Source organism: Sulfitobacter sp. AS92 (genome assembly GCF_038900015.1).
Lineage (GTDB): Bacteria > Pseudomonadota > Alphaproteobacteria > Rhodobacterales > Rhodobacteraceae > Sulfitobacter.
Genome location: NZ_JBBMQL010000003.1, coordinates 263,847 through 276,721, shown reverse-complemented (window position 1 = coordinate 276,721; position 12,875 = coordinate 263,847). Strand labels below are relative to the sequence as shown.

The 12,875-nt window shown below is 60.2% G+C and carries 13 protein-coding genes; 10 read left to right on the top strand and 3 right to left on the bottom strand.

Going from position 1 to position 12,875, the window contains the following annotated elements:
* Positions 1–173: 173 nt before the first annotated feature.
* From mdh to WNY61_RS07475, 3 genes are all read right to left on the bottom strand, one after another.
* Entirely contained in the window at positions 174–1,136 is a 963-nt protein-coding gene (mdh, locus tag WNY61_RS07485) for a malate dehydrogenase (protein WP_007117565.1), read from the bottom strand.
* Positions 1,137–1,290: 154 nt separating this feature from the next.
* The gene (locus tag WNY61_RS07480; protein ID WP_342850847.1) at positions 1,291–2,379 is read right to left on the bottom strand and encodes a PRC-barrel domain-containing protein; all 1,089 of its coding nucleotides are present in this window, start codon (positions 2,377–2,379) and stop codon (positions 1,291–1,293) included.
* A 186-nt stretch (positions 2,380–2,565) separates the two neighbouring features.
* Positions 2,566–2,892: a hypothetical protein gene (locus WNY61_RS07475; RefSeq protein ID WP_342850846.1), complete on the bottom strand. Its 327-nt coding sequence runs from the start codon at positions 2,890–2,892 to the stop codon at positions 2,566–2,568.
* Positions 2,893–3,196: 304 nt separating this feature from the next.
* On the opposite strand from WNY61_RS07475, the gene WNY61_RS07470 reads away from it, so the two are divergent.
* The 10 genes from WNY61_RS07470 (at position 3,197) to WNY61_RS07425 (ending at position 12,874) form a co-directional block, all read left to right on the top strand.
* Positions 3,197–4,063: a CoA ester lyase gene (locus WNY61_RS07470; RefSeq protein WP_342850845.1), complete on the top strand. Its 867-nt coding sequence runs from the start codon at positions 3,197–3,199 to the stop codon at positions 4,061–4,063.
* Positions 4,060–4,617 (top strand): NnrU family protein, encoded by a 558-nt coding sequence (locus WNY61_RS07465; RefSeq protein ID WP_342850844.1) that lies wholly within the window; start codon positions 4,060–4,062, stop codon positions 4,615–4,617. Before WNY61_RS07470 ends, WNY61_RS07465 begins: the two co-directional genes overlap by 4 nt.
* Before the next feature lie 13 nt (positions 4,618–4,630).
* A complete protein-coding gene (locus tag WNY61_RS07460) occupies positions 4,631–4,834 on the top strand; it encodes a DUF1737 domain-containing protein (RefSeq protein WP_342850843.1) in 204 nt (67 codons plus the stop codon).
* Complete coding sequence (locus WNY61_RS07455; protein ID WP_342850842.1) at positions 4,834–5,865, top strand: MaoC family dehydratase; 1,032 nt, start codon at positions 4,834–4,836, stop codon at positions 5,863–5,865. Before WNY61_RS07460 ends, WNY61_RS07455 begins: the two co-directional genes overlap by 1 nt.
* A gap of 224 nt (positions 5,866–6,089) precedes the next feature.
* Positions 6,090–7,283 carry an ADP-forming succinate--CoA ligase subunit beta gene (gene sucC, locus WNY61_RS07450; RefSeq protein WP_342850841.1) on the top strand — a complete coding sequence of 398 codons (1,194 nt, stop codon included), beginning with the start codon at positions 6,090–6,092 and terminating at the stop codon, positions 7,281–7,283.
* A 127-nt stretch (positions 7,284–7,410) separates the two neighbouring features.
* Positions 7,411–7,704: a hypothetical protein gene (locus tag WNY61_RS07445; protein ID WP_342850840.1), complete on the top strand. Its 294-nt coding sequence runs from the start codon at positions 7,411–7,413 to the stop codon at positions 7,702–7,704.
* 8 nt (positions 7,705–7,712) lie between these two features.
* Positions 7,713–8,210, top strand: coding sequence for a hypothetical protein (locus WNY61_RS07440; RefSeq protein ID WP_342850839.1), 498 nt, complete (start codon positions 7,713–7,715; stop codon positions 8,208–8,210).
* Positions 8,207–8,884 (top strand): hypothetical protein, encoded by a 678-nt coding sequence (locus tag WNY61_RS07435; RefSeq protein ID WP_342850838.1) that lies wholly within the window; start codon positions 8,207–8,209, stop codon positions 8,882–8,884. The genes WNY61_RS07440 and WNY61_RS07435 overlap by 4 nt, the downstream gene beginning before the upstream one ends.
* 52 nt (positions 8,885–8,936) lie before the next feature.
* A complete protein-coding gene (gene sucD / locus WNY61_RS07430; RefSeq protein ID WP_342850837.1) occupies positions 8,937–9,824 on the top strand; it encodes a succinate--CoA ligase subunit alpha in 888 nt (295 codons plus the stop codon).
* Between the two features lie 89 nt (positions 9,825–9,913).
* Positions 9,914–12,874, top strand: a complete 2,961-nt coding sequence (locus WNY61_RS07425; protein WP_342850836.1) for a 2-oxoglutarate dehydrogenase E1 component — start codon at positions 9,914–9,916, stop codon at positions 12,872–12,874.
* The last annotated feature ends 1 nt before the right edge of the window (position 12,875 follow it).

The window sequence follows — 12,875 nt, the reverse complement described above, 5'->3', positions numbered from 1 at the left end:
GAATCTGCGGGATTTGGCCGGTCATTTAGCGGAAAAATGATGGGCTGCGGCTTTAGGGTGCATATTTGTGATCACAGCAGATTGACGTGTGATCACAAACGGGACCACCACATGCCCCAACGAAAAAAGCGCGCCCCAAGGGACGCGCTTTTCAATCTCAGGCCATGAATGGCTTACGCGAGGCTTTCGTCGATGCCCTTGCAGGCTTCAACCAGACCTTTAACCGCGGTCACGGAATTGTCGAACATGGTCTGCTCGTCTTTGTTCATCGAAATCTCGACAACACGCTCAATACCACCGGCGCCGATCACCGTGGGCACGCCCACGTAGAAACCGTTCAGACCGTAAGCGCCGTCAACATAGGCGGCACAAGGCAAAACGCGCTTTTGGTCTTTCAGATAGCTTTCCGCCATCTCAATCGCGGAAGTCGCGGGCGCGTAGAACGCCGAACCAGTTTTCAGCAGGCCAACGATTTCGGCACCGCCATCACGGGTACGCTGCACGATCGCATCAAGCTTGTCCTGCGTGGTCCAGCCCATCTTTACCAGATCAGGCAGCGGGATACCGGCAACCGTGGAGTAACGCACCAGCGGCACCATCGTATCGCCATGGCCGCCCAGCACGAATGCAGTGACGTCTTTCATGGAGACGTTGAACTCGGACGCGAGGAAGTGACGGAAGCGCGCGGAATCGAGCACACCTGCCATGCCGCAGACTTTCTCATGTGGCAGGCCCGAGAATTCGCGCAGCGCCCAAACCATCGCGTCCAGCGGGTTGGTGATGCAGATTACGAAAGCGTCGGGGGCGTGTTTGGCAATGCCCTCGCCCACGGATTTCATAACCTTGAGGTTGATCCCCAATAGGTCATCGCGGCTCATGCCGGGCTTGCGGGCAACGCCAGCGGTGACGATGCAAACGTCTGCACCTGCGATGTCAGCATAGTCCTGCGTGCCCGACATGGTGGCGTCGAACTTGCCCGAAGGGCCGGAAGAAGCGATATCGAGCGCTTTGCCCTCAGGTGTGCCCTCGGCAATGTCGAACAGGACAACGTCGCCCAGTTCCTTCAGTGCTGCGAGATGGGCGAGAGTGCCGCCGATTTGCCCCGCGCCAATAAGCGCGATCTTGGGTCTGGCCATGGTCATGTCTCCGACAGAGGTTTCATTTGCGCCGGAGATACCGAAATGCACGGTCTCGTGCAAGTTGCAGCATTGCACAGAGGCCAAACCCTGCTCCTGCCACGAAAAAGGCCGCCCCGAAGGGCGGCCAATTGCTGAAACTCAGGGGTAAATATTAGTCGCCCTGGTACTCTGGCTGCGATTCCAGACGCTCTTCGGTGCTGTCGATGTAGATACGTACATCATCACCTTCGACGTTTTTCAGAACCTGCAGTTCGTCAAATGTCACGGCCACTGGCTTTTCGCCCAGACCAAGGAAACCGCCAACGTTGATGACCACACGGTCGATTTTGCCGTTGTCGCCGATCAGCAGCGTGTCGATTTCACCGACTGTTTCGTCGTTGGCACCATATACATAGGAACCTTCCAGATCATCGGCAGACATCTGTTCGATCATGCCAGCTTCGGCAGCGGCATAGCCTTCACGCTCAACTTCGGGACGCGGCAGCATTTCACGCTCAACTGTCTCGTCGCCGGTGATCACGGTGGTGTTGGCGTCCGCTTCGTTGACAGCTTCTTCTGTCTCAGCTTCGGCGTTTTCCATCATGGTTTCGGCTTCTTCTGCCATTTCCTCAGATTCGGCCTCTACTTCGTTGGCCATCTCTTCGGTTTCGGCTTCGACGTTCTCAGCCGCGTTTTCGGCGTCTTGTGCCATTTCCTCGGTCTCGGCCTCTACTTCGTTGGCCATTTCCTCGGTTTCGGTTTCAGCATTTTCAGTTACGACTGTGACGTTATCGTCGGTCTCAGTCATAGCTTCGTTGTTCATCGCCTCGCCGTCCATCATGGGACGTTCGAATTCAGGCGCCTGCTCAAGCATCTCTTTCGAGGTGTTCACGACGAGGAAACGATCGCCGTCTTCGTCGGTCAGGATTTTGATTTTGTCCATGGAGATCGACACGTCACGCTCGCCCATACCAAGGAAGCCGCCAATGCCGAGGATTACGGCAGTCACGTCACCGTCTTGGGTTACGATGATGTCATTGATCTCACCAATGTCATCCCACTCTTTTTCAGCGTCTGCTGCGAGGGTTGCGTCGGCTTCAACCTCAGCTTCCGAGTTGTAAATGCGCATGCCGATCAGGTCGGAGGCGAGGAAGTCTGTCTGCTCAATGGCGACGTTGCCAAAGCCTTCGGAATGTGCGTCAGCAAAGGCCGCGCCGGTCATGGTCAGTACGATGGCCGTGGTGCTCAGAAAACGTTTCATTGTAATACTCCTTCCAATGAGCGAGTGTTGTTCGCTCTTCTGCAACCACAACCCGAATGGCCTCATCCAGTTCCAAGGCTGAACAAATAAATGACGCGGCACACAGATATCCAGACATAGGAAGGGCGGCCCATGGCCGCCCTATGCATTCCGCAGAACTTGCGTATTCCAAAGTTACCGCCCGCGTCAGGCGTCCTTGCCCTTCGCGGGTAACCCTTCGGCCAATTCTTCAAACCCCTGCCCGGACGCCACCAGACAGGTAATTCCGTTGGTGCCAGTCACGGTGATCGTCCAGCTCCCTGTCTGATCAGACGCAAAAATTTCAATCACCGCGTTGTCCCCGCCCAGCCCCATCGAGTGCCGCGTTTCGCCATACCCATCGGCCAACCGCAGCACCACATGATCGCGCGGAGCGCAGCTGCGAGGGGTCTGCGCTTCGGTCGTGGTGGCCAGCACCAAAGCCGACGCCGCGGTAAGGGCGGCAAGGTGAATGATCTTCATTAAACGTGTCATAGCTTCTGCCTTCGCATCAAAAGGCGTGGCCCTAAGGACTGGCAATGCGCGATCTTCCGCATCACCCCGCGGGCGGCCTTGGTTGAAATGACTGCATCTGTGCGACGGGATGGATCGGCAGATGCGATGCAGTGCAGACTGCGCCTCAGGCCTAAAGGAGTGGTTAACCCGCCGTCCGGAACCGCCGCGCCTTTGAGTTCGCTGCGTCGCGGCATATTTGGCCTTGAAGTTTTCGCACAAAAATGCCCCTCTGCACGCAACAATGTTAGGCGGACATTACGCCGCCCTGCCCAAGGAGCCTCACATGACCGCCACCACCCGTCCGCTTCGTTCCGTCCTCTATATCCCCGGCTCCAAGCCCCGCGCCCTCGACAAGGCACGCGGCTTGGCCTGCGACGCGGTGATATTTGATCTCGAAGACGCGGTTTCACCTGATGAGAAGACCGCCGCCCGCGAGACGCTGGCCGAGGCACTGGCAACGGGCGGCTATGGTGCACGGATGCGCGTGGTGCGCATCAATGGGCTGGACACAGAATGGGGCGCTGATGACGCCCGCGCCGCTGCCGCGATGACGCCCGATGCGATTTTGCTGCCCAAGGTCGGCTCTCCCGCCGACCTCGAAGCCCTGACCGAGATTATCGGCGACATCCCCCTCTGGGCGATGATGGAAACTCCAGGCGCGATGCTGAACGCCGCCGCCATCGCCGGGCACCGCCAACTGCAGGCGATGGTTATGGGCACCAACGATCTGGCCAAAGACCTGCAAACCCGCTTCCGCCCCGACCGCCTGCCGCTGGTCACCGGCCTCGGCCTCTGCCTGCTGGCCGCCAAGGCGCATGGCATCGCAATTATTGACGGTGTCTATAACGCCTTCAAAGACGAAGAAGGTCTGCGCGCCGAATGCGAACAGGGCCGCGACATGGGTTTTGACGGTAAAACACTAATCCACCCGGCGCAGCTTGATATCGCCAATGCGGCCTTCACCCCTTCGGAAGACGAAGCCGCCCTCGCCCGCCGCCAAATCAACGCATACGAAGAAGCGCAAGCCGCTGGCCAAGGTGTGGCGGTCGTTGATGGCAAGATCGTAGAAAATCTCCATGTTGCCACCGCCCGCGAAACACTGGCAAAACTGGAGGCAATTGCAGCCATGACCCCGGAGTCCTCCTCATGACCATTCTCATCCTCGGCCTGATCCTTTGGGTCAGCGCCCATCTATTCAAACGCTTGATGCCCGGCCCCCGCGCGGAAATGGGCACCGCAGGTCGCGGTGCCGTGGCGGCGGCGCTGGTCGTGGCGCTGGCCCTGATCATCTGGGGCTATCGCACAGCCGAATTCATCCCGGTCTGGAACCCGCCCAGCTTCTTCACCCATATCAACAACCTGCTGATGCTGCTGGCCTTCTGGGTCTTCGGCTCAAGTGCGGCCAAAGGCGCGAAAGCATGGCCCGCCTATAAAACCCGCCACCCGCAGCTGCTCGCCGTCAAGATCTGGGCCACTGCGCACCTGCTGGTCAACGGCGACCTCGCCGCGATCCTGCTGTTCGGCACCATGCTCGGTTGGGCGATGAGCGAAGTCATCCTCATCAACCGCGCCGAGCCAAACTGGACCCCTCCGCCCCACGCAGGCCGCGCCACCTATATCCGTCTGATCGTCATCTCCGCGATCCTTTTCCTTCTCGTCGCCGCCATCCACATGTGGCTGGGCGTCATTCCCTTCCCCCATTAACTCGGAGCCTGCCATGAAAGTTTACCGCTTCCTCTCCGAAGAGGACACATCCGCCTTTTGCCACAAGGTCACCGACGCGCTGAACAAGGGATGGGAGCTTTACGGCACCCCGACCCAGACGTGGGACCACAAAGCCGGGGTCATGCGCTGCGGCCAAGCCGTGATCAAAGACGCGCCCGGCACCTATTCGCCCGATGTTAAACTGGGCGAACAGTGATGAGTAAAACCAACCGCGGCCGCTTTTTTGAGGACTACCAACTGGGCGAGGTGCTGCACCACGCAGTACCCCGCACGGTTGGAGAAGGCGAACGCGCGCTCTATCATGCGCTCTACCCCGCGCGTCATGCGCTTTATTCTGCGGACAGTTTTGCACAATCTTGCGGGCTTAAGGCCAGCCCGCTTGACGATCTGATCGCCTTTCACATCGTCTTTGGCAAAACCGTGCCGGATGTTTCCCTCAATGCGGTGGCCAACCTTGGCTATGCGCAGGGCCGCTGGCTGATGCCCGTCTGGCCCGGTGACACGCTGCGCGCCGAAAGCGAGGTGATCGGCCTCAAACAAAACTCCAACGGCAAGACCGGCGTTGTCTGGGTCCGCACCACGGGGCTGAACCAACACAACGAGAAGGTGTTGGAATACGTCCGCTGGGTGATGGTTCGCAAAAACAATCTGGATGCCGCAGCGCCGGAAACGACCGTGCCTGACCTGCCCGACGCCTTGACTGTCGAGCAGCTTAAGGTGCCAGAGGGGCTGGACTTCACCCACTACGATTTCGCCCTCGCCGGAGAGCCGCACCGCTGGGGCGATTACGAAGTGGGTGAAAAGATCGACCACGTCGATGGCGTAACGGTCGAAGAGGCCGAGCACATGATCGCCACGCGCCTGTGGCAAAACACGGCGAAAGTGCACTTTGACACCTCTGCCCGGCCCGATGGGTCGCGCCTGATCTACGGCGGCCACGTCATCTCAATGGCACGGGCGCTGTCGTTCAACGGGCTGGCCAACGCGCAGATGATTGTGGGCCTTAACGGTGGCGCGCATGCGAACCCTTGCCTGTCCGGAGACACAATCCGCGCATGGACCGAAGTGCTCGACAAAGCCGAGACAGCAGCCCCCGGCGTCGGCGCAATCCGTCTACGGTTGGTCGCCACCAAAGGCGGCACCCCGTTTGAGTTGCGCGATGAGGCAGGCAAATACCGGCCAGAGGTTCTGCTTGACCTCGACTACTGGGCGCTCATGCCGCGCTAAAACGCTGGCCTGACCAGACGGTCGGGCCGCCTATCCCCCCTTATACAAGCAAAAATCAGCCGATTCGGACGTGTTGAGCGAATTTGTGATCACACGCATTTGGCGTGTGATCACAAATGCCATTTTTAGCTGGTCAAACCCAACTTTCTCGGAAAAAACCCTTACAGGAACGAGAGTCACCCCCATACTAAGGGGCAACTGGAACAGAAACGGGACCGTTTTTCATGAACATCCACGAATATCAGGCGAAAGCCCTCCTGCGCAGCTATGGCGCCCCTGTCTCCGACGGCCGTGTCGTGCTCAAGGCCGAAGACGCCAAGACCGCCGCTGGCGAGATGGACGGCCCGCTTTGGGTGGTCAAAGCGCAAATCCACGCAGGTGGCCGCGGCAAAGGCAGCTTTAAAGAAGCCGGTGCTGGCGAAAAGGGCGGCGTGCGCCTGACCAAATCCGTGGAAGAAGCGGCAGAAGAAGCCAAAAAGATGTTGGGCAAGACGCTGGTGACACACCAGACCGGCCCCGCAGGCAAACAGGTTAACCGCATCTACATCGAAGACGGCTCCGACATTGAGCGTGAGTTGTACCTCGCGCTGTTGGTCGACCGTCAGACCAGCCGCATCTCCTTTGTCTGCTCCACCGAAGGCGGCATGGACATCGAAGAAGTCGCCGACGCGACACCTGAGAAAATCCTCAGCTTCTCCGTCGATCCGGCCACTGGCTACCAGCCCTTCCACGGCCGCCGCGTTGCGTTTTCGCTGGGCCTCGAAGGCACGGCTGTCAAACAGTGCGTCAAACTGATGGGTCAGCTTTACCAAGCCTTCGTTGAGAAGGACATGGAGATGCTGGAGATCAACCCGCTGATCGTCATGCCCGGCAACGACCTGAAAGTGCTCGACGCGAAGGTCAGCTTCGACGGCAACGCGATGTACCGCCAGCCCGACGTCGCCAACCTGCGTGACGAGACCGAGGAAGACAGCAAAGAACTCGAAGCCTCCAAATACGACCTCAACTACATCGCGCTCGACGGCGAGATTGGCTGCATGGTCAACGGTGCGGGCCTCGCCATGGCGACGATGGACATCATCAAGCTCTACGGTGCCGAGCCTGCCAACTTCCTCGACGTGGGCGGTGGTGCGACCAAAGAGAAAGTCACCGAAGCCTTCAAGATCATCACCTCGGACCCGCAGGTCAAAGGCATCTTGGTCAACATCTTCGGCGGCATCATGCGCTGTGACGTCATCGCCGAAGGCGTTGTCGCCGCGGTGAAAGAAGTCGGTCTGAAAGTGCCGCTGGTTGTCCGTCTTGAGGGCACCAACGTCGAAGAAGGCAAAGCGATCATCAACAACTCCGGTCTTGATGTCATCGCTGCTGACGACTTGAAAGACGGCGCTCAGAAAATCGTGAAAGCGGTTAAGGGCTAAACGCTTCTGTCGGCCACCCCTGCCCAGCGTTTGGGGTGGCCGATACCACCGTCTTTGCCGCCCCGCTGCGGCAGGGGCATTCCGGCCTAGCAATGTCGCGCAAACCTAAGAATGCAACGAGGTCAGCATGGATCAATCTCCCAAATCCTCCCCCGTTCTCGCGGGTATTGCGCTATTGGGGGCCGGGCTTTTGATCCGTCAGTGGCAGCCCGATGCCCTGCGGCTGCCCGAGCCTGAGAACAAAAAACGCCTCGACCGAGGTCTGCCCCGCGCTGCGCGCAAATCGCGTGACGGCTTGGCGATGATCCTGCCGTCCAACCTCACCGGTTCAATTGGCCGGAGCCTGATGGTGATGGGTGCCGGTCTGTTGACCCTGCGCGCTCTCGATTTTCTCGCCGACGATAACGAGCGTCTTTACTGATGTCGCTGATGCCACCCCTCCTCCTGACCGGCCTTCTGGCCGCCCCCGCTTTTGGCGGGCCAGAAGAGGTGGCCATCTCACGCTTTAATGACTGGTGCTTCAAGGCTGGCCAGACCGAGGCGCAAGCCCGCGATAATATGGCCGCCGATGAGGCACCTTTCGCCCTCACCTTCTGGGACGACAGCCTAGAGCCACGACCAGACGACGCCCCGCGCGGCGTAGAGCGGCGCTGCGAAGTGACGTTTGACGGCGATCACACCGCCGCCGCCATCACTGCCTTGCGCGCGCAAATGGCCACCCCGCCCGTTTTTGGTGATGCGATTCCCCTGCCCGACACCCATAGCGCCGGCCCCGGCACCGCGTTGATCGAGGGCCGTGAATTGCTGCGTGGTCGCGTGGCCGTCGTGCATGTTGGAACGCGCAGCGCTCAGGCCGCGACGCAGACTTTCATGGCTGTTGACCGGCTCTATGATGGTCTTGGACTGCCCGCGGAGGTGTCGCAATGACCGCCTCTCAACGTCAGGGTTGGACCCTTTTGCTGACGCTGGGGCTGGCCTTTGCCATGCAGATGTTCACCGTGAACACACTGCCCGTCGCCACTCAGGAAACTTTGCTCGCGGAAGGTGGCTTTTACGAAAGTCTTTCCGTTGTGGGCTACCTGCTGTGCATTGCAGCGCTGATCTGGACGTTACGCGGCGCGGTTCTGCGGGTCTGGTACCTGCCGCTGGTACTGGCCGTTATGGCAGCACGCGAACTCGACCTCGACAAATCGCTGTTCACCCGCGGCCTGTTTAAGGCCCGGCAATATACCGGCGACGACGTCCCACTGGGCGAGCGACTGGTCGCGGCGCTGATCCTTGCGATTATCATCTGTGCAATCCTGCTGATGCTGTGGCGCCACGTCCGGCCCTTCCTTGCCGCCCTGTTTCAGGGGCGCGCATGGGCCGGGGCCGTCCTGCTCGGGATCGGTTTCACCGTCGCTTACAAACTGCTCGACGGCATCGCCCGGAAACTCGCCCCCTTGGGGATCGAGATTTCTGCCGATGCCGAACGCACCGCTTTCGTCGTCGAGGAGATCGGGGAGCTTGGCATCCCGGTCATGTTCCTCGCCGCCATCCTGCTGTGGCCCGGCCCCGCGCCGACCACGGCGCATCCCACCAACCGGGCGCATCGCGCCTGACGCCCCCGGGGCCCGCCCCCGGGATTAAATATCACCGACCAAGGAAGAAATCATGGCCGTACTAGTCAACGAAAACACCAAAGTCATCTGTCAGGGTCTGACCGGCTCGCAGGGGACGTTCCACACCGAACAGGCCATTGCCTATGGCACCAAGATGGTCGGCGGCGTCACGCCCGGCAAAGGCGGTCAGACGCACCTCGACCTGCCCGTGTTCAACTCCGTCCACGAAGCCAAGCACGTGACCGAGGCGAACGCCTCCGTGATCTACGTCCCGCCCCCCTTCGCGGCAGACTCAATCCTTGAGGCGATCGACGCCGAGATGGAACTGATCGTCTGCATCACCGAAGGCATCCCGGTTCTCGACATGGCCCGCGTCGCTCGCGCGCTCCAAGGCTCCAAATCGCGCCTGATCGGCCCGAACTGCCCCGGCGTCATCACGCCCGACGCCTGCAAAATCGGCATCATGCCGGGCCACATCCACCGTCGCGGTTCGGTCGGCGTTGTGTCGCGCTCGGGCACGCTGACTTATGAGGCGGTCAAACAGACCACCGACATGGGCCTCGGCCAGTCCTCTGCCGTTGGCATCGGCGGCGACCCCATCAAAGGGACCGAGCATATCGACGTGCTGGAAATGTTCCTTGCAGATGACGAGACACATTCGATCATCATGATTGGCGAAATCGGCGGCTCCGCCGAAGAGGAAGCAGCACAGTTCCTTGCCGACGAAAAGAAAAAGGGCCGCTGGAAGCCGACCGCTGGCTTCATCGCGGGTCGCACGGCCCCTCCCGGCCGCCGCATGGGCCACGCAGGAGCGATTGTCGCCGGTGGCAAGGGCGACGCGGAAAGCAAGATCGAAGCGATGAAAGAAGCCGGTATCGTCGTGGCTGACAGCCCCGCGACACTGGGCGAAGCGGTCAAAGAAGCGATCGACAAGGGCTAACCCCCCTTCCGGTCTTGTGGCCCCCCTTCCGGTGCCGCAAGACCCCACGACCCCTATGCCTACGGTCCCAACCCACACGAGGTACTCTCATGACCGACCAACCCGCCAACGAACAATTCCGCGCCTCCTCCTTCATGGAAGGCGAAAACGCAGAGTATCTTGAGGCGATGTACGCCCGCTATGCCAACGATCCCAACGCGGTCGACGACGCTTGGCAGGAATTTTTCGCGGCGATGGGCGACGACGCCGAAACCGCACAGGCAGAGGCCGCTGGCCCCTCTTGGGCACGGTCCGACTGGCCCCCCGCCCCCGCGGGTGAAGTCATGGGCGCGCTGACCGGTGTTTGGCCCGAACCCGCCGAGGCCCAGGCCGCAGGCGAAAAAATCAAAACCAAAGCCGCAGAGAAGGGCGTCGAAGTCTCGGACGCACAGGTCAAGCAAGCCGTGCTCGACAGCATCCGCGCGCTCATGCTGATCCGCGCCTACCGCATCCGGGGCCACCTGGCCGCCGACCTTGACCCGCTGGGCATGCGCGATACCGGCAACCAGCCTGAGCTTGACCCGAAGTCCTACGGTTTCACCGAGGCCGACATGAACCGCCCGATTTTCATCGATCAGGTGCTGGGCCTTGAAGTGGCGACAATGAAGCAGATCGTCGACATCGTGCGCTCAACCTACTGCGGCACCTTCGCGCTGCAATACATGCATATCTCCGACCCCGAGCAGGCCGGTTGGCTGAAAGAGCGGATCGAAGGCTACGGCAAGGAAATCCACTTCACCAAGGAAGGCCGCAAGGCGATTCTAAGCAAGCTGGTCGAGGCCGAGGGCTTCGAAAAGTTCCTGCACGTGAAATACATGGGCACCAAGCGTTTCGGCCTTGATGGCGGTGAAAGCCTTGTTCCCGCGATGGAGCAGATCATCAAGCGCGGCGGCCAGTTGGGTGTCAAAGACATCGTCATCGGCATGCCCCACCGGGGCCGCCTGTCGGTGCTCGCCAACGTTATGCAGAAACCCTACCGCGCGATCTTTAACGAATTCCAAGGCGGCAGCTTCAAACCGGACGATGTGGATGGTTCGGGCGATGTGAAATACCACCTCGGCGCGTCCTCGGACCGTGAGTTCGACGGCAATTCCGTTCACCTGTCGCTGACCGCCAACCCCTCGCACCTTGAGGCGGTGAACCCCGTCGTGCTGGGCAAGGTCCGCGCCAAGCAGGACCAGCTGAACGACAAGGACCGCACCGCCGTCATGCCAATTCTGCTGCACGGCGATGCGGCCTTTGCTGGCCAAGGCGTCGTGGCGGAATGTTTCGCGCTTTCGGGCCTCAAGGGTCACAAAACCGGCGGCACCATGCATATCGTGGTAAACAACCAAATCGGCTTCACCACCGCGCCGCATTTCTCGCGTTCCTCGCCCTACCCCACTGACAACGCGCTGGTGGTTGAGGCGCCGATCTTCCACGTCAACGGCGACGACCCCGAAGCGGTCGTGCACGCCGCCCGCGTGGCCACCGAGTTCCGTCAGAAGTTCCACAAAGATGTGGTCATCGACCTCTTCTGCTACCGCCGCTTTGGTCACAACGAAGGCGACGAGCCGATGTTCACCAACCCGGTGATGTACAAGAGCGTCAAGAAACAGAAAACCACGCTGAGCCTTTATACCCAGCGTCTGGTTGCCGACGGTCTGATCCCCGAGGGTGAGATCGAAGACATGAAGACCGCCTTCCAGAACCATCTGGGCGAGGAGTTTGAAGCGGGTAAGGATTACCGCCCGAATAAGGCCGATTGGCTGGACGGCAAGTGGTCGCACATGGACAAAAAGAAAAAGTCCTACCAGCGCGGCAAGACGGCCATCGCCCCCGAAACCCTGCAAGACGTCGGCAAGGCGCTCACCACCGCGCCGGATAAATTTCCGCTGCATAAAACCATCGGTCGTCTGCTCGAAGCAAAAAAGGCGATGTTCGAAAGCGGTGAAGGTTTTGACTGGGCCACGGCTGAGGCAATGGCGTTTGGCTCCCTGCTGACCGAAGGCTACAAGGTTCGTCTGTCTGGCCAAGACAGCACACGCGGCACCTTCAGCCAGCGGCATTCGGCATTCGTCAATCAAGACAACGAAGACCGCTACTACCCGCTGAACCACATCCGCGAGGGGCAGGCCGAGTATGAAGTCATCGACTCGATGCTTAGCGAATATGCGGTGCTGGGCTTTGAGTATGGCTACTCACTGGCCGAGCCCAATGCACTCACCCTTTGGGAAGCGCAGTTTGGTGACTTCGCCAACGGCGCACAGATCATGTTCGACCAGTTCATCTCAAGCGGTGAAAGCAAATGGCTGCGCATGTCGGGCCTCGTTTGCCTGATGCCGCACGGCTATGAGGGTCAGGGTCCAGAGCACTCCTCCGCCCGTCTGGAGCGTTTCCTCACCATGTGTGGCGGCGACAACTGGATCGTGGCGAACTGCACCACGCCCGCCAACTACTTCCACATCCTGCGCCGCCAACTGCACCGCAGCTACCGCAAGCCGCTGATGTTGATGACCCCCAAATCCCTGCTGCGCCACAAGCTTGCGGTGTCCAACGCGGATGATTTCACCACCGGGTCGAGCTTCCACCGCGTGCTCTGGGATGACGCACAAAAGGGCCATTCCGACACCAAGCTGGTCGCGGATGACAAGATCAAGCGCGTGGTGATGTGTTCGGGCAAGGTCTATTACGACCTGCTGGAAGAACGCGACGCTCGCGGCATCGACGATGTCTATCTCCTGCGGTTCGAGCAGTTCTACCCCTTCCCCGCGCAATCGGCGGTCAAGGAACTGGAACGCTTCAAAGGGGCCGAAATGATCTGGTGCCAAGAAGAGCCCAAGAACCAAGGTGCTTGGTCCTTCATCGAGCCCAATATCGAATGGGTTCTGGGCCGCATCGACGCCAAACACGGCCGCGCCTCCTATGTGGGCCGCGCCACCGCCGCCTCGCCCGCCACGGGTCTGGCCAGCCAGCACAAAGCACAACAAGCCGCCCTCGTCGACGAGGCGCTGACCATCAAAGGAAACTAAA